Origin of the sequence: Thalassospira sp. MCCC 1A02898 (assembly GCF_001618185.1) — a bacterium.
Classification (GTDB): Bacteria; Pseudomonadota; Alphaproteobacteria; order Rhodospirillales; family Thalassospiraceae; genus Thalassospira; species Thalassospira tepidiphila.
Genome location: NZ_LPXK01000009.1, coordinates 355,823 through 373,357 on the forward strand (window position 1 = coordinate 355,823; position 17,535 = coordinate 373,357).

The 17,535-nt window shown below is 56.0% G+C and carries 16 protein-coding genes; 2 read left to right on the forward strand and 14 right to left on the reverse strand.

Annotated features, from left to right (window positions below; translation table 11 throughout):
* Positions 1–93 precede the first annotated feature (93 nt).
* From AUQ41_RS08310 to AUQ41_RS08320, 3 genes are read right to left on the reverse strand one after another with little or no spacing between them, the layout of a single operon-like run.
* Entirely contained in the window at positions 94–537 is a 444-nt protein-coding gene (locus AUQ41_RS08310) for a DUF2946 domain-containing protein (RefSeq protein WP_008890253.1), read from the reverse strand.
* Positions 538–594: 57 nt separating this feature from the next.
* On the reverse strand, positions 595–1,914 hold the full coding sequence (locus AUQ41_RS08315) for a glycosyltransferase (RefSeq protein ID WP_063087736.1): 1,320 nt from the start codon (positions 1,912–1,914) through the stop codon (positions 595–597).
* A gap of 43 nt (positions 1,915–1,957) precedes the next feature.
* Positions 1,958–4,741, reverse strand: a complete 2,784-nt coding sequence (locus AUQ41_RS08320; protein ID WP_063087738.1) for an ATP-dependent DNA helicase — start codon at positions 4,739–4,741, stop codon at positions 1,958–1,960.
* 101 nt (positions 4,742–4,842) lie between these two features.
* On the opposite strand from AUQ41_RS08320, the gene AUQ41_RS08325 reads away from it, so the two are divergent.
* Positions 4,843–5,700 (forward strand): AraC family transcriptional regulator, encoded by an 858-nt coding sequence (locus AUQ41_RS08325; protein ID WP_063087741.1) that lies wholly within the window; start codon positions 4,843–4,845, stop codon positions 5,698–5,700.
* Between the two features lie 109 nt (positions 5,701–5,809).
* On the opposite strand, the gene AUQ41_RS08330 is transcribed toward AUQ41_RS08325, so the two are convergent.
* From AUQ41_RS08330 to AUQ41_RS08355, 6 genes are all read right to left on the reverse strand, one after another.
* A complete protein-coding gene (locus tag AUQ41_RS08330) occupies positions 5,810–6,418 on the reverse strand; it encodes a LysE family translocator (RefSeq protein WP_063087743.1) in 609 nt (202 codons plus the stop codon).
* A gap of 198 nt (positions 6,419–6,616) precedes the next feature.
* Positions 6,617–6,985 (reverse strand): hypothetical protein, encoded by a 369-nt coding sequence (locus tag AUQ41_RS08335; protein WP_063087745.1) that lies wholly within the window; start codon positions 6,983–6,985, stop codon positions 6,617–6,619.
* A gap of 178 nt (positions 6,986–7,163) precedes the next feature.
* Positions 7,164–7,601, reverse strand: a complete 438-nt coding sequence (locus AUQ41_RS08340) for a YqaA family protein (protein WP_063087747.1) — start codon at positions 7,599–7,601, stop codon at positions 7,164–7,166.
* 30 nt (positions 7,602–7,631) lie between these two features.
* A complete protein-coding gene (locus AUQ41_RS08345; RefSeq protein WP_063087749.1) occupies positions 7,632–7,928 on the reverse strand; it encodes a putative quinol monooxygenase in 297 nt (98 codons plus the stop codon).
* Positions 7,929–8,375: 447 nt separating this feature from the next.
* Entirely contained in the window at positions 8,376–8,801 is a 426-nt protein-coding gene (locus AUQ41_RS08350; RefSeq protein ID WP_008890243.1) for an organic hydroperoxide resistance protein, read from the reverse strand.
* 154 nt (positions 8,802–8,955) lie between these two features.
* Positions 8,956–10,014, reverse strand: coding sequence for an alpha/beta hydrolase (locus AUQ41_RS08355; RefSeq protein WP_063087751.1), 1,059 nt, complete (start codon positions 10,012–10,014; stop codon positions 8,956–8,958).
* 283 nt (positions 10,015–10,297) lie between these two features.
* Here AUQ41_RS08355 and AUQ41_RS08360 point away from each other — a divergent pair, with 283 nt between their 5' ends.
* Positions 10,298–10,756, forward strand: coding sequence for a MarR family winged helix-turn-helix transcriptional regulator (locus AUQ41_RS08360; RefSeq protein ID WP_063087753.1), 459 nt, complete (start codon positions 10,298–10,300; stop codon positions 10,754–10,756).
* Between the two features lie 6 nt (positions 10,757–10,762).
* Here the strand turns inward: AUQ41_RS08360 and AUQ41_RS08365 are convergent, their stop codons facing one another.
* The 5 genes from AUQ41_RS08365 to AUQ41_RS08385 all read right to left on the reverse strand — a co-directional run bounded on the left by AUQ41_RS08365 (position 10,763) and on the right by AUQ41_RS08385 (position 17,476).
* Entirely contained in the window at positions 10,763–11,188 is a 426-nt protein-coding gene (locus AUQ41_RS08365; protein ID WP_063087755.1) for a DUF1801 domain-containing protein, read from the reverse strand.
* On the reverse strand, positions 11,188–11,595 hold the full coding sequence (locus tag AUQ41_RS08370; RefSeq protein ID WP_063087761.1) for an MAPEG family protein: 408 nt from the start codon (positions 11,593–11,595) through the stop codon (positions 11,188–11,190). The genes AUQ41_RS08365 and AUQ41_RS08370 overlap by 1 nt, the downstream gene beginning before the upstream one ends.
* Before the next feature lie 139 nt (positions 11,596–11,734).
* Entirely contained in the window at positions 11,735–13,810 is a 2,076-nt protein-coding gene (locus AUQ41_RS08375; protein WP_063087763.1) for a methyl-accepting chemotaxis protein, read from the reverse strand.
* Positions 13,811–13,973: 163 nt separating this feature from the next.
* Complete coding sequence (locus AUQ41_RS08380) at positions 13,974–16,412, reverse strand: EAL domain-containing protein (RefSeq protein ID WP_063088036.1); 2,439 nt, start codon at positions 16,410–16,412, stop codon at positions 13,974–13,976.
* A 5-nt stretch (positions 16,413–16,417) separates the two neighbouring features.
* Complete coding sequence (locus AUQ41_RS08385) at positions 16,418–17,476, reverse strand: sensor histidine kinase (protein WP_063087765.1); 1,059 nt, start codon at positions 17,474–17,476, stop codon at positions 16,418–16,420.
* Positions 17,477–17,535: the final 59 nt, after the last annotated feature.

A 17,535-nucleotide genomic window follows, 5' to 3' on the forward strand; every position in this document is an offset into this window, starting at 1 on the left:
AAGGGCACAGGTAGTTTTGGGGAAAAGCAGACCTGAACACGCAATTATCCTGTCATGGAACTTGCGGGTTTTCAGGCGTGCTAAGGCAAATGGTCAAGAAACAGCAGGCGGGGCGCGCGGCGATGGCGCAAGCGCACAGAAAACATGCTTGCGCGCGGTAATGTGAAGGGCAGCAACTGCGTTGCTTAGTTCGATTGCTTCAAGTTTGGGGAGCTCTGGCGTAACCGGCATGCCAAAGGCATAATTACCCAAACCGCACAGCGCACATTCAAAGCCATCCGGCGCGTCTGCGTTCTGGCCCGGTTCATCGGGCAACCCATCGGCCCGCACCAGAACGGTTTTGAAAGTGGATCCGGTGCAAATGACAATCGGAATGCGCACCACCCCATCCATCACAGAGGCCAGCGATGCCCCGTTGGCCTTTGCCATGGGAATATGCATGAAGCCGAACATGATGGTATTGGCAAGGAACACCACAGCCACCAGTGCCGAAAGGCCCTGTCTGAACATCAGACTGATCTGGTGTTTGCGTTGCACGTGTTGCGATCCATCAAGCTTTGTCTGGATCGTGTTTATGCCCTTCACCGGGATGTGTCAAAGGCTTCCAGTTTTGGGAAGGTCAGATTGCTCAGTCGCGCGCGTGATTTCGGCAATGGCATTCGCGATGCCGTCTTCAGCGGCGATCTTGCTTGCGACGCGTTCGGCGTTATTGCGATAGGATGGCGTTTCAAGAACCGTTTTGATCCGACTGGCCAGCATCGCGGTATCAAGTTTCGCGGGCTTGATCGGGCGTGGCGCAACGCCAAGCCTGTGCAGGCATTTTGCCCAGAAAGGCTGATCACCGAAAAACGGAATGATGATGGATGGACGACCGGCGCGCAGGGCTGCCGCACAGGTGCCAGCCCCGCCATGATGAATGGCGATATCGACCTTGGGGAACAGCCAGTCATGGGGAACCTCGCGCACCGCAAGGATGTTGGCGGGCCAGTCAATGTTATCCATGCCACCCCAGCCGGTGGCAACGATAGCGCTAACATCGGCCTGCGATCCCGCCTCGGCAATCATCTCTGCCATCGTGGTCGGGTCATTGCCGTGCATTGATCCAAACCCGATATAGATCAGATTTTTGTGACTTTCGACGAAGTTTTGTAATGCCGGATCGGGTGGGTTTGTTTGCGAAGCCGTATCAAGGAACCAGTATCCGGTGACAGTTGCGTGCTTCGGCCAGTCTTTGGGGCGATTGATCACGGCATTGCTAAAGGCGTGGATGATGGGCAGCGTGCCGGATTTACAAGACTGAAGGATATCCAGTCCCTTGGTATTGATCCCGTTTTGACGTCGTGCAGCCCATCTTTGAACTTGGCGACGCAGCGTTGCGTTCAACAGCCTATAGATCAACTTGCCGGTCACGCGATTATACCAGCTACCCAAGGGCCCGCTTGGGCCAAGATCGGGAACGCCCATATGCGGATAATCGCCGGTCGGGATGAAGGACGGGATCAGTTGTGCCATCACAACCGGGATGCCGAAATGCCTGCCAATTGGCAGTGCGCCAAAGGTTTTCGGGTGAAACACAATGACGTCGGGCTTGGCCTGATCAATGGCGCGGAAAATATCATCAAGCAGCGTTTCCTGAAGACTGCGTGCCTTTTTGCTGATGGCAAACAACGACCTCAGTTTTCCCAAGGCCGATACCTTCGGATCAAACGCATGGGCAAATTGCGGATCATCCATAAGCGCAATCAGCGCATCGGTAAGGGCTGCAAATTCAAGATCATGATCGGTGACAAAACCTGCAAAGCGTTCCGGCGCGGCAACGGTGACCCGATGCCCCTTTTGGATCAGCCCACGGCCAAGCGCGACAAAGGGCTGCACATCGCCGCGTGTCCCATAGGTCATCAGCATGACATGCATGGTATGTCCTTTCCGCCGTCACAATTGAGGCCAAAGAAACCGATTAACCTTCTTTGCTATCCCGGTCGTTGCCAAGGAAGCTTCGTGTCTGTTCAATCGCTTCGCGGAGACCAACACGCTGGACCTCGACATCTTCGGGGAAGGCACCGAGAAGCCTTGATGGCATGCGGTTATCAAGCAACACAAACACACCGCGATCTTCGGCGCGCCGCACCAGGCGGCCAAAGGCCTGCTTCATGCGCAATCGTGTCAGCATGTCGTCATAGCGCGCACCGTGGAACGCCGATTTTCGTGCGCGATGCAGGATATCGGGCCGGGGCCATGGCACGCGGTCAAAGACGATCAGGCGCAAGGAATCACCCGGCACATCCACCCCGTCACGCACCGCATCGGTGCCGAGCAGGCAGGCATCGCGCTCCACCCGGAAAATGTCAATCAGCGTCGAGACATCCATGCCATCAATATGCTGGGCCAGAAGTTGCAGACCCGCTTCATCCATCGGCCCGGTCAGGCGCTCATACACCGCCCGCAGCCGGTTGATCGCGGTAAACAGGCCAAGTGCGCCACCGCCGGATGCCAAAAACAGTTCGCGATAGGCCGCGGCAACATGGTCCGGGTTATCCCGGCCAAGGTCATTGACGATAAAGACGCGGGTTTGTTCGCGGTAGTTATACGGGCTTTTCATTGCCGCCCGGATGGCTGGAAGCGGCATGTGCGCGGCCCCCGTACGATCCTCGGCCACGGCCCAGTCGAATTCTTCGTCGCCTGTGCCATCCCGCAGGGTCGCGGATGTCACCACCATGCCGTGCGCGGTGGGGGCAAGCGATGTGGTCAGTGGGATGGTCGGGTCAAGGTAATGGCGATGCATGCCGACATCAAAATCGCGGCCAAACTGGCGTTCAATCGCAAACCAGTCGACAAAGGTTTTCGGTGTTTCCTCGACCAATGACGCCAGCATTTCACGCCACGCACCAACCTGCATGATCGCACGGCGTTCAAGCGATCTGATGGCGGCATCAAGGCGCTGGCGTTCGGCACTGTCGAGCTCGTCAGCCTTTTCGTCCAACATATGGGCGATGATCTTGATCAGCGATTTGGCCGGTTTTTCCATGGCCTCCAGCGCGCGATCGAGATCGGCGGCACTGGCCAGAACCTCGTTCAAGGCCGGTTTGCAATCGGTTTCGATCGAATATCCCCGATCCCCCTCGGCGGAGCGTGCCATCACCTGTGCCCGGACATGGGCCAAAAAGACCTCCGCCGGGCCCTTGGCATGTTGTGATCCATCATGAATGCGCGATAGCCAACCCTGTTCGGGCAGGCATTGGGCCGCGACAATCACGGCATTGACGGCATCACGCAGTTCGTCGCGGTCCAGAATAAGCGTTTCAAGGCGCTGTTTCAGGCCGCGTGCGCGCGATGATCCCTTTTGCTCTGCGCCCAGAAGCCAACGACGGAGTTCCTGCCCCTCCATCCCGGTCAGGTGCGATGAAAATGCCTTATCAGCCGCATCAAAAAGATGATGGCCTTCGTCAAACACATAACGTGTCGGCATGGAGGCATCATCAAGACCGCCCAGGGCCGCCTGCACCATGACAAGCGCATGGTTGGCCACCACGATCTCGGCCGAGCGGGCGCGCCGCACGGTCTTTTCGACAAAGCATTTCGAATAATGCGGGCAGGCGGCATAGATGCATTCGCCGCGCTGATCGGCCAATGCGCCGGTGAACCGGTTGCCGAGCAATTCGGTCAGCCAGGCCGGGAAATCACCGCCGACCATATCTCCATCACGGGTATGCGACGCCCACCGCGCAATCAGGCCAAGTGGCGTTGCCTGATGCGGTTGTTGATTAAGCGGGCGTTGGGCTTCCTCGAAATTCAGCAGGCAGAAATAGTTTTCCCGTCCCTTGCGCACCACGGCCTTCAGGCGCTTGTCCTTGGGGTCGTTATACAGGCGATCAAGTTCCTGATCGATCTGGCGTTGCAGGTTACGGGTATAGGTCGAAATCCACACCGCACCGTCATTCTTCTGGGCCCAAAGCGAGGCCGGGGCGACATACCCCAGTGTCTTGCCGGTCCCCGTTCCGGCCTCGGCCAAAACAATGTTTGGCGCACCGTCATGCAAACGCGGGCCAAAGGCGGAGCAAACCGATGACGCATAATCGGCCTGTTGCGGGCGTTCTTCCGCGCCTTCGCCCAGAAGTTCCTTGAGGCGTTTACGGGCATCCTTGGGATCAACCGGGTAGTTGGCAGGCGGCGGCGGCGGGGCATGTTCGGCCCATTCGCCAAGCTTTTTCCAGACTTTCAGGCCTTCATATACCGCATAACGATGCGGGCCATCGCCATCCGCCCCAAGGGCCGCCAGAACCGAAACACCCCACGGCCAGTGGCCGCGCGCCATCGGCCATGCAACCGAAAGTGCTGGCCCACGTTTGTTGCGATGAAGGGTGGCCAGTTCCTGCAAAAGCCGTTTCATGGCTTCTGCCAATGCCTCTGCCTGACCAATCAGGTCATCGGCCGGTTTCTGGCCGGTGGCAAGCGCTATGCCGCGCGGGGTCGGTACGCAAAATTGTGCCGGGCGGACAAAGGCAAAAAGCTCCAGCAGGTCATGGGCCGGAAACGGATCGGATTTCAGCCGCCTTGCACAGGCCGGGGTATGGACCAGAATGGGGCGTGATGATCGCGCGCGCTTGGCCGCGGCCCCGTGCGGGAGTTCCTCGATCTCGCCATCGGGCGATAAAAACACGGCATGACGCAATCCAACGACCATGACAGGTGCGTTGGGCGGCATGAAACGCGGTTGGGACTCTTCGGAACGATCATCGAACATTTGGGGCACTATAAGCAGACAGTGACAGTGGCGCCACCGGGGAAATTGACCTATCTTCGAATTTATAAAGCAAACACCCAAACACAAGAAGACGGACCACAATGGCAGTCCCCAATACCCGCAATCAGCATTTCTGGCGCGATGACGCGATGCCGTTTGTCGAATTGCGGCGCGTGGCGGACGGGCATGCTGTTTGTTACGAACGTCACAGCCACGATACCTTTTCCATCGGCACGGTGAAGGGCGGTCACAGCACCTATTGGAACCGCGGAAAAATCCATGAAACGCAGGCCGGGTCAGTGGTGATCCTCAATCCTGAGGACGTTCATGGTTGCAACCCGGTCAAGGGGGCGGACTGGGTCTATGACATGCTGTTTGTCGACCCGGACTGGCTTCTGGATTTGCAGATTGAAATGGATGCCGATGCGGCCGGAAAGTTCGCGATGTTTTCCGACACGCTCAGCCACGATCCGCATCTGTATGACGGCTTGATTGATCTTGCCGATATGCTGGCCAATCCGGATGTCGATATTCTTGGCAAGGAAACGGCACTGGTGTCGTTCTTTGGTGATCTGCATGTGCAGCTTGACCGGCGCGGTGTGCTGGGAGGCTGCGAATTGCGCACCAACGGTGCGGTCCATGATCGCAAGATGGCCCGGGTGGGCGAGTATATCCGGGCCCATTATGCCGAAAATATCAGTCTGGATGATCTGGCGGTACTGGTTGGCTATTCCCGGTCCTATCTGGTGCGGGCGTTTAAAAAGACTTTTGGCATGACGCCTTATGCTTATCTGATCAATTGCCGGGTGCAGCGCGCGCGCCATGCGCTTAGGCGTGGGGAAAAGATCGTTGATGTCGCGCTTGAAACCGGCTTTGCCGATCAGGCGCATTTCCAGCGGATTTTCAAACGTCTGATGGCGGCAACGCCACGGCAATATGCCCGGGCGCAGGCGGCGTAGGTTGAGAGCTGTGGATGCCCGCCGTCGCGGGCATGACGACAATTAAGGTACGTCATCCCCGTGAAGGCGGGGATCTCGTGCCGCCAGATCCGAAAGTGGTTCGGCGCACTTAACCCAAAACCAGATAAGCGGCACTGGCGATCAGCAACACCGCCATCGCCCGGTTGAATGCGCGGATGCGGGATGGTTCGCCCAGAAAACGCGACAGGAACGCGCCGGCATAGGCCCAGCACGCGACCGAGGCAAAACAGACAACAAAGTAGATGGCGGTGAATTCCCAGATCAGGGTTGGCGCGCCGGAGGCGGCATAGGCGCCCATCCCGGCGATGGATGCCAGCCAGGCCTTTGGGTTGAGCCATTGCATGACGGCCCCGGTGATGGCTTTGGGACCGGATGCGGCATCGCCCTTGCCAAGTTCGCCGTTTGACGTTGCCAGTTTCCAGGCCATGAACAGCAAGAACGCCACCCCGGCCCACTGAATGACAGTGGTCAGTTGCGGGAAGGCTTCAAGCATTTCATGCAGGCCAAGCCCGATCAAAAGCAGCAAAAGGCAAAATCCCGCGGTCGCGCCAAAGACAAGGCGAAGGGACGGGCGAAAGCCATATTGCACCCCAGAACTCAGCACCAGAATATTGACCGGTCCCGGTGTGATGGAGGCCGCCAAGGCAAAGGCGGCCATGGAAAGATACAGGCTGAGTGTTGCGCTAAAGCCGGACATCTTGGTGTTCCTCGCACGGTGTGTTTTTTGTTGTTGATCAACATGCGCTGTCTGGCGGCGCGTTTATTGAACAAAATTGACCTGCGCGAAGGTGATTGCGGCTTTGGGCATAAAAAAAACGCAACCGGATGTGGAGCCGGTTGCGTTGCGTGCTGTCGATATCCGTGTCCCGGTTGGTGTGCCGGAACCGGTGTCAGATCAGCTTGCCGTCAGATCCATCAGAAGCGATGCACAGCGCTGAGCGATCTCGTTGTTGGGTTCGTCACTGCCCGGCATGGTTGCCCAGCCTTTTGCAATCACGAAATCGTCGCGCTTGTAAGAGCTTTCAGCCTTAAGGGCCGTAAGTTCCGCCGTCTGATTGTTGGGCGAAAGCATTTTGAACTGGGCGACACATACCGGTGCCATTGCCGAGATCGTTGCTTCCTTGCCGCTTGCATCGGCCATTTCCTGCGCAGTGCCTCCAGACACCACCGAGCCGGTGCTAAAACCGACAATGGTGATCAGTGCGGCGCCGATAATGCCGCCCCAAATTCCGGGCTTTGTCCATGCAGGGATTTCGATAGCCATAAATAAAATTCCTTTTAATCAGGCCGTGAAAAGTATTTTTCGCGGCTCTGTTGGATCAAAGGAAAACATTGATGATGTAATATTACAATTGATTTATTTTTAAATATTTAAATCAAAGGTGGATTTTCTGAAGGGGAGCGGTTTTATTTTTCGATATTTCGAAGAATTATTTCGTGCTTCAACCGGAAAACATGTTCGACAAACCAGTTGCCCCACCGGCAATCATGGCATAGCGCGCCGCCTTGCCAATTGTCACCAGAATGATGAAGGGCAGAAGGCGCACCCGCATGACCCCGGCAAACAGCGTGAGCGGATCACCAATAATCGGAAGCCATGAAAGCAGTAATGACCACAGCCCGTATTTGCCGAACCAGCGCGATGCACGATCCAGTGCCTCGGCGGAGACGGGGAACCAGCGCTTGTGCTTGAAATGCTCGGCATAAAGGCCAAGCCACCAGTTGATCAGCGACCCCAGAACATTCCCCACCGTGGCAACCAGCACCAACAACCATATGGCATGATCGCCGGACGCAATGAGGGCTGCCAACGCCGCCTCGGACGTGCCGGGCAGGATCGTTGCCGAAGTCAGGGCGGAAAGGAAAAGGGCGAAAAGCACGTTTGAAAGCCAGTCAGATCAAGTCAGGCGTTATGATTTGAGGCTGAATTTACGGACATCGAGCGGCTGTGCAAGCACTTCATCCTTACTCTCGCCAAAGGCCTGTAGGTAGGGCATCTCGAAATGCCGGGCGAGGTCTTCTTCCGAGCGCCAGTTCTCATACGCCAACCAGAGGGCGGGATCGTCATTGGACTGGTGCATGTCATAGCTGATGCAGCCTTCCTCGGCCCGCGATGGTTCCACCAATGCCAAAAGCCGTTTGCCAAGTTCTTCTTCCATGCCGGGTTTGGCGCGTGCGGTGGCAACAACGGTAAGCTGCTTGGACATTTCGGTTTCCTGTCATTTTGATTGTTTGGCTTTTGGCTAGGCTCAGGACCTATTAATTTGGTTCGAATGGTTAACCGGATTTGTGCGGATACGCGAAGTAAAACCGCGGGAAGATATACATCTTTCAAGGTTTTACGACAAAGTAGCCCGTGCAAATCCGGTTAATCCGAAGGACAGAGGTTATATTTGCAAACTCTCGCGTCAAATCCCTTGGCCGGGATGCCAGCCCGACCTGCGGGCTTTTCCTTGGATTTCACAAATATAACCTCTGCCATTCAAATCAAATTAATAGGTCCTGAGCCTAGATCATCACCAACCACAGTGCAGGACAAATCTTTGTTTCACAAGCAGGCAGAGAACAGAAAAAGGCCCGGTGCGGGGGACACCGGGCCTGGAATTGCTGGTCAGCAGTTTGGGGGGAGCTGACCAGCAGGGGGGAGACGAAAATTAGGCGATGGTCGTGGTGACATCGACATTGCCGCGAATTGCGTTGGAATAGGGGCAAATGGTGTGCGCCGTTTCAACAAGCTTCTCTGCATCGGCCTTGTCGAGACCCGGCAGCGATACCGTGAGTTCGACGGCGATGCCAAAGCCGCCTGCTTCGCGCGGACCGATACCGACTTCAGCCGAAACCCCGACGTCATTTGGCACCTTGATCTTGGTCTGGCCGCTGGCAGCCTTCATGGCGCCGATAAAGCAGGCCGAGTAGCCCATGGCAAAAAGCTGTTCCGGGTTATGACCGTCACCGCCAGCACCGCCGAGTTCCTTTGGCGTGGACAGCTTTACATCAAGCGATCCATCGTCAGTCGAAGCGCGGCCATCGCGGCCACCGGTTGCAGAAGCGAGTGCGGTGTATTTGACATCAACAGACATGGTTTTCATCCTTTGTTTGAACATTGGTTCGGTTGGTGATTACCCGGCTGTTACGGACCAAGATCCTTCATATGTCGCCGGGGGCGGGCAGGTGCAACCGCACCTACCCGAAAGAGTGTTAAAGTTTGGGGACAATTCCCCTGTATTCGTCGTGTTATTCGCCGTGCAGGGCGGTGCGGAGATACTGACCGGCCTGGGCAATTGCACCTTTGGCAGCCGGGGTATCGGCAAGGGCATTGAGCATGACAAAGTCATGGATCGTGCCGTTGTAACGCGTGACGGTGACATCAACGCCAGCCTGGCTCAGTTTGCGGGCATATGCTTCGCCTTCATCCCGCAGCACGTCGTTTTCCGCAGTAATCACAAGTGCCGGGGCCTGACCGGCAAGCTGATCGGCACTTGCATGGATCGGTGTGATTTTCGGGTCAGTACGATCAACGCCTTCGGGCAGGTACTGGTTCCAGAACCATTCCATCGCAGGCTCGGTCAACCACGGGCCATTGGCAAATTCGGTATATGATCCGTTGTCAAAATCGGCATCCGTCACTGGATAGAACAAGACCTGTGCGGTGATTTCCGGACCTTTGCGTTCCTGGGCCAGAAGCGAGACCACAGCGGTCATGTTGCCCCCGACACTGTCACCGGCAATTGCCAGACGGGTCGGATCAATATTGAGCTGTTCAGCATGTTCAGCCACATATTTGGTCACTGCGTAATCCTGCTCAATCGCGATCGGGTAGCGCGCCTCGGGGGAGCGTTCGTAATCGACAAACACCAGGGCCGCATTGGCACGAACAGAGAGTTCACGGACCAGACGATCATGGGTGCCGGTATCGCCCATCACCCAGCCTGCGCCATGGAAATAAACAATCACAGGAAGGCGATCAGTATTGCCCGCCGGGCGGATGATGCGGACCTTGGAGGCACCCGTCGGGCCAACACCAAAGACGGTGTCAGTGATATCAACGGCCGGTTTGGCAACGTCGCCGGACTGTGCGCCAGCCAGAACGTTGCGGGCCTCAGCCGGGGTCAGGGTGTAGATCGCCGGGCCGCCGGATGCGGAAAGGACATCAATGAATTCCTGTGTGGTGTTTTCAAGAACCGGCTCTGCGAAGGCTGCGGTGCTGGTCAGGGAGGTCGACATTGCCAGTGCGCCAGTGAAGAGTGCGCCAGAGAAGACAGCAGCAGCAACTTTTGAATTGAATGGGCTCATGGGTCTGATCCTTTAAGTGGGCCGTCCGTGATGTTTGATGGGCGGCGTTGCGTTTTGTTGAGTTATGTATCGCACACAATTAAATCGTGCGCGATATAAAAATGAGAAACCCAGTCATGCAATAAAATCGCTTGTTATTTAATCGCGTGCGATTTAATTTACTTGGCTTCGAAAATTTCAGGCCCAAGGTGTTTTGAGAAGACGGACATCGCCGGTGGGTATGGAAGTCGCAGAATTCTGCACAATGCGATGTCTCTTTGCCCCATATTAAAGGACCAGACCAATGGACAACTCATCCAAAGATGACCTGCTTCAGCTTGAAAAGTTTCTGTGCTTTTCGATCTATTCAGCCGGTCATGCCTTTAACCGGGTCTATAAGCCGCTGCTGGATAATCTGGGGCTGACCTATCCGCAATATCTGGTGATGGTGACCCTGTGGCAGGAAGATAACCAGTCTGTGCGGAGCATTGGCTCGAAGCTGTATCTGGAATCAAGTACGCTGACACCGTTGCTCAAACGTCTTGAAGCCAACGGGCTTGTCAGCCGCAAGCGCGACCCTGAGGACGAGCGATCTGTGCGCGTCAGCCTGACCGAGGCCGGAAAAGATCTGCGCAACAAGGCAGAAGAAGTTCCGCCCTGCATTCTTGACGCCACCGGACTTGATATCGAGACCGCCAAACGCCTGAACCGCGATTTGCGGACCATGCGCGATCAGATGGAGGCCGGCGGTCAGAAGGTTTGATCGCGGTTAGTTCACCTGCTGTTTGCGATCCCGGTGATAGGTCAGCGCCCAGCCAAGCGCGGTTTTGATCGCCGGTTCAGGCAAGGGTCGATCCAGCGGCAGGATAATGGCGCGATTGCCTTCGGTCGCCAGATCGGCCGAGAGCAGGCTGCGCGTGCGGTCTATCAGGTCGGTCTTGCAATCGAAAAAGATCATGACCTGATCAGGTGTTTTGGCTTTCCAGTCGGCACGAATGGTGATGCCCGATCCGGATTTGGGCCGCCAGGCCGGTTCGCCCCACTTCAGGCTTTCGGTGATCGCGCCAACCCCGTCAATTTCGCCCGCCAGTTCAAGGATCCAGTCGCGGATCGACATCAATGCCCGCCGGGCGTGCGCCGGGCAGGCATTGAATTTTGCCGCAACATCCGTGCTTGCGAAATCGCCAGACCCCATCACATGCCCGCAGCGCTCAGATTGCCAAGGGACTGGATCAGAAGCCAGACACCACAGATCGCAAGAGTGATGTGCTGCATGACCATGGCCGGTGCGATGATGCGTTTGGATCGGGTCAGGGTGCCGATGGCATGTAAAATCCGGCTTGCGATCAGAATGGCAGCCACCACCCAGATGATGGTCGATGTTGCCAGGATCGCCTCGATGGCAAGGATCAGCAGAATGCAAAGCGGGGCATTTTCAACGAAATTGCCATGCGCGCGAATGCGCCGGCGCAGGGTGTTGTCATCGCCATCCCCGCTCAGCACATTAAGCTGGGCGCGCCGGATCGAAACCATCAGGCTGAGCACGGTCAGCATCAAAACAAATACAGCGGTGATAAAGATGGTTACGGGCAGCGGCAGCATGTCAATATTCCCGGCTTGTGAAGGGGATTGTGAAACTATGTTCGAATTCAATCACTGAACGCAGTTTGGATCAAACAAAAGGACGACACCAATCATGGTGCCGTCCGATGTGTCATGTGCCGAAAGGTGCATTCACGTCCTAGATGTTACGCAGTCGATCAAGGAAGTTTTTGACCTGTGCGTCAAGATTGCGGGCTTCTTCGGCCAGTTGGGTTGCGCCGGCCTGCACGTTCGAGGCTGCTTCGCCGGTTTCCTGGGACGTGTTGCGAACAATCCCGATAGAGGACGAAACTTCGTTGGTGCCCGCCGCCGCCTGTTGAACGTTACTTGAAATTTCGGCGGTGGCAGCCCCTTGTTCCTCGACTGCGGATGCAATGGCGGTGGCGATTTCGTTGATGTTGGAAATGGTTTCGGTCACCCGTTCAATCGCACCAACGGTATTTTGCGTTTCGGACTGGATGGAGCCAATCTGTTGGGCGATGTCTTCGGTCGCCTTGGCGGTCTGGTTGGCAAGGTTTTTAACTTCCTGTGCGACCACGGCAAAGCCTTTGCCAGCCTCGCCAGCACGGGCTGCCTCGATGGTGGCATTCAATGCGAGAAGGTTGGTCTGGGCGGCAATGTCATTGATCAGGTTAACCACTTCGCCAATGCGGTCTGCCGCCTCGGCCAGGCCGGTAACCATGGCGTTGGCACGTGAAGCTTCTTCGACAGCAGTGTTGGAGATGTCAGATGACTTTGCCACCTGGGAGCTGATTTCCTGAATGGAGGCAGACAGTTCCTCGGTCGCAGACGCCACGGTCTGAACGTTGGCACTTGCCTCGTCCGCGGCAGCGGCAACAACAACAGCCTGTTCGGAGCTTTCATCCGCAGCACGCCGCATTTGCCGGGACACTTGTTCCATGTTTCCGGCCTTGTCAGACACATTGACAACGATCGAGCCGACTGATTTTTCAAACTCGTCGGCCATCTGCAAGCGTGTACGATTGCGTTCGTCGCTGGCGCGCTGTTCGGCTTGAAGCTTTTCACGTTCGGCCATCTGCATGCGCGCGGAGGCCTCCTTGAAAGCTTCAAGCGCCTTGGCAATTGCCCCGATCTCGTCATCGCGTTTGAGGTAGGGCACCGTAATGTCAAACTCACCCTTCTGAAGGTGATCAATCACACTGGTCACCCGCGTCATCGGGCGCGCGACCAGTGTTCTGGTCGACAAAAGAACCACGGCAATGACAATGGCCAACAGGATGACACCCCCGATCAGGGTGATATTGCGCAGATTGTCTGCCGGGGCAAAGACGGTCGCCAGCGGCACATTGACGACAACGCCCCATTTGTTGGGGTATCCGGCAATCTCGACCGGGACAATCATGTGCATGGTTGTGTCATCATCAATCCGCATCGGATCGCCCGATTGCATGGTTTTGAGGATGGCCGCATGGATCGGGTTGTTGCCATCAAGGGTGGTGCCACGGATTTCCGGATCTTCGTGGGCAACCCAGGTTCCTTGGGCGGAGACAAGATTGACCGTGCCGGTGCCAAACGGTGTCAATTCGGCAAAGCGTTCTGACAGGGCATTGAGTTCAAGATCAACGCCCAGCACACCCAGAAAATCACCGTTCGGGTTTTGCACCGGATAGACAAAGGATGTCAGAACAACGTCGCGGCCCTGAATGTCATAGGTGATGGCATCAGTAACATAGGGCTGATTGGTGTCACGCGGGGTGGTGTAATACTCATTGACCTCGGGATTGTCGAGGCCAGTCAGGTGATAGGGGGTAATGCCGTCACCGAAATTATAATAATAAGTGACGTATTTGCCGCTGCCATCGCCGAATGGCTCACCCTCGTTTACGTAGTCGGCATCCTTGCCATCAAGGGCATCGGTTTCAAAGCCCGCCCATGCGCCGGCAAGTGTCGGATTGTCGATCAGTGTCCGACTGAGAATTTCGTTATATGCCGCGCGATCAACGCCGCCTTTTTCGCGGATCGCGCGAAAGGCCCCGGCCAGATTTTTTGCGACCAACATCCCGCCATTCAGAACACTACCAGCCTGCTCTGCGTGATGGTTTGCAACGCCACGTGCTTCGCCGACGGTCAGTTCCTCGGTGGTCTGGCTTGTTTGAACGGTTTGAAGAGATATGCCTGCAATCAGGCAGAGCGCGATGGTTACTGCACTGACAAGAGTCAGCTTCGCGCCAAGGGACAGGGACGAAAAGTTCATACAGTCATCCTTCCGACCTATGCTTTCGTTTGAAAGATCGCAATTGAGTAATAGGCCAGCCAAGTCAATGGCTTGGCAGTGCAATAAGGCACGGCATATTAGGCGATTACTCTAAGGTATAATACTTGGAAAGGGAAGCTGTCTGAATATGTAGTTTTTGTTATTAAAATCGTTTGGTTTTTCCGATTGTCGGCGCAAACACTTCTTCGGCGGGGACAGGTTTGCCAAAAAGGAATCCTTGCAGCTTGATGCCCGGCACATCGCGCAGGAAGTCATACTGCGCCTTGGTTTCAACGCCTTCCGCTGTGACCGACAGGCCCAACGCACCAGCCATTGCCAGCATTGCGTTGATCAGGGCCACGTCATCACTGTTGCCCGGTACTCCGCTTACAAAGGCACGGTCGATCTTGATGCGGCTGATCGGCAGGCTTTTGATCGACCGCAGGCATGAATAGCCGGTGCCGAAATCGTCAATCGCCAGTGAAACACCCACTTCCCGCAGGTCGTGCAGGGTCTGGATCATGCTGACTTCGTCCTGGATCATGCTTTCGGTGACTTCGATTTCAAGATCTTCGGCCGGGAGGCCGGAAATCGCCAGTTCATGGGCGATGCTGTCGGCGAAACCGGGCTGTTGCATCTGGCGGACCGACACATTGACGGCCATGCGAAGTTTCTGGCCATATTCATCCTGCCAGCGACGGGCCTGATGGCACGCTTCGCGGATCACCCAGCTGCCAATTTCAAGGATAAGCCCGCTTTTCTCGGCAATCGGGATGATTTCATGTGGCCCGACAAGCCCGTGGACCGGGTGTTTCCAGCGCAGCAACGCTTCGACACCGACCATGTCACCGGTTTTGCCATCAATCTGTGGCTGGTAATGCAGGACCAGTTCTTCGTTTTCAAGCCCGCGGCGCAATTCAAGGGAGCGCGTCATGTAATGGGCGGCATTGGCCGTCATTTCCGGCTCATAGAGGGCAAAGGTCCTGCGGCCGCGATCCTTGGCGGCATACATCGCGGTATCGGCAAGCCGGATCAGATCATGCGACGATCGGCCATGCACCGGATAGAGTGAAATGCCCAAACTCGCCCCGATATTCATTTCGTGGCCACGGATATAGAACGGGCGTTGCAGTTCCTGAATGATCTTTTGCGCCAGATTTGCGGCGGCTGTTTCGTTGGGGATGTTTTCGCGAATGATCAGGAATTCATCGCCGCCCAGACGCGATATGGTGTCAGTGCGTTCGGTAATGCCCTTGATCCGGGTTGCGGCAATCAGAATGACCTGATCGCCGGCGGCATGGCCAAGTGTGTCATTGATCGTCTTGAAATCATCGATATCAAGAAACAGGCAGGCGACCATCATGCCGCTGGGTTCGCAACGTTCGATCGCGCGGTTCAGGCGGTCAGTTGCAAGCAGCCGGTTGGGCAGGCTGGTTAGTCCGTCATATTGGGCAAGGTAATGCAATTCCTGTTCGGCCTGCCGGATTGCAGTCCGGTCAGAGACAATCATCACATAGTGGGTGAGCTCGTGCTCTTCGTTTTCGACGGCAATAACCTGCAGGGACAGCGATATCGGGCCACGACTGGCGTTGTGGGTATCAAGATCGCGATGCCATTGGCGGCGGGCCCCCGGCCCGGAAAACAGTTCCTGAAAGAATTCGGCGGGATGTTCGTTGGCAGAAAGAAAATAGGGCGGCTTTTGCAGCGTGTTTTCTTCGGTCTCGCCCGTGATCCGGTAATAGGCGTTGTTGGCGTTGGTAACATTGAGGTCCGGATCAAGAATAAGAATGCCGTCCTGGGTGGTTTCAAACACCGTCATGGCTTCGCGCAGCTTGTCCTGCGTCAGGCGTTGATCGGTGATGTCCTGCATCATGCCGATGATGCGTTGTGACCCTTTGCGATCATCGCCAAAGGACTTGCCGCGGGCCCGCAGCCAGCGATAGTTCTGATCCTTGTCCAGACTGCGAAAGACAACGTCATAAAAATCGCCATGGGCAACCGCATAGGCAAAGGCCTTGCGCACCATGTCACGGTCTTCTGTTGCGACCCGTTCAAGAAAGGCATCCCAGCTTTCGGTGACGATTTCGGCATTCTGATTAAGATCGGCATTGCCAAGCCCGGTGGAGTGCATTTGCCGGGTCAGGACATCAATTTCCCAGCAACTCATCTGTGCCGCCGTCATGGCAAGCGACAGGCGGTGCTGGCTTTCCGACAGGGCCAGTTCGGCTGTGCGGCGTTCCAGCGCCATCTGGATCGTGGCATGCAGTTCACGGTCTGAAAACGGTTTGATCAGATAGCCATAGGGACGGGTTTTTTGCGCACGCGCCAGTGTCGCGTCTTCTGAGTGGGCCGAAAGATAGATGACCGGGATCATCAGGTGCGGCGGGATGCCGGCCGCCGTTTCAATGCCGTCAATATCGCCTTCGATGCGGATATCCATCAGGATGATGTCAGGTGGATCTTCATTGATGGCAGCAAGGGCGTCACTGCCGCGCGTATGTGCGCTGGTGCGCTGGTAACCCAGCTTTTCAAGCTGCTTGCGCAAATGAAGGGCGATAACACGTTCGTCCTCGACAATCATGACATGGACTGAATGTGGCATCCCGATCACTTCCCTATTTTGAAGTTGATGACAAAGGTGGTTTCGCCATTGGTCGTGATATCAAGCGTGCCACCAATCTGGTCGGCCAGCAGTTCAATCAGTTGTAGGCCAAGCCCGTCACTCGTGCCCGGGGTAAAGTCATCGGGCATGCCACGCCCGTTATCAGATACCCGCAAGGTCACAACTTCCTGGTCATTCATCTGGGTCGATACCGTAATCTGACCTTTTGCACCGTCGGGGAAACCGTGTTTCAGCGCATTGGTGATCAGTTCGTTGGCAATCAGTCCGTAGGGCACGGCCTGATCGATGGTGAGTTCGACATGGGCCAGATTGCTTTTGACCTGTACCCGGCTGATATCGACATTGAATGTCGCCAGAAGCGACGAAATAAGGCTTTCGCAGAAATCGGCGAAATTCACCTTGGCGATGTCTTCGCTTTGATACAGCGACTGGTGAATTTGCGCCATCGACCGGACGCGATTGCAGCTGTCGATCAGGGCTTCGCGTGCCTGTATGTCAATGACCGAGGATGTCTGCATATCGAGCAAACTATGAATGATCTGCAGATTGTTTTTCACCCGGTGATGGACTTCGGAAAGCAGGGTTTCCTTTTCACGAAGCGATCGTGCGATCTGTTCTTCGCGATGTTTGCGTTCGGAAATGTCGGAAATGGCCGCAAGGATCTGATGCTTTTCACCGTCAGAGATCGGGTTCAGGCCGATTTCAACCGGGAACTCGCTGCCATCCTTGCGCAAGGCATAAAGATCGCGGCCAGCCCCCATCGGGCGGGGATTGGGCTTCTCGGAATAGGATCGGCGCAAACGCGGGTGTCCGGTACGGAAACGTTCGGGGACCAGCATTTCAATCGGCTGGCCCAGCAGTTCATCGCGCGCATAGCCGAAAATGATTTCGGTCTGGGCGTTCACCATTTCCATGGTGCCATCCGCACTGATCAGGATCATGGCATTTGGCGCGTATTCAACAACGCGTTCAAATCTTTGATCCGGACTTTTCGTCGGAAAGGCGTTTTCGGTGATGTGCTCACCGGTCTCTCCAAACGACATCAACACACTCCAATCATCGTGTTTGTTTCGTCGATCGGGTTTGCCTTCGCTTGCGGACG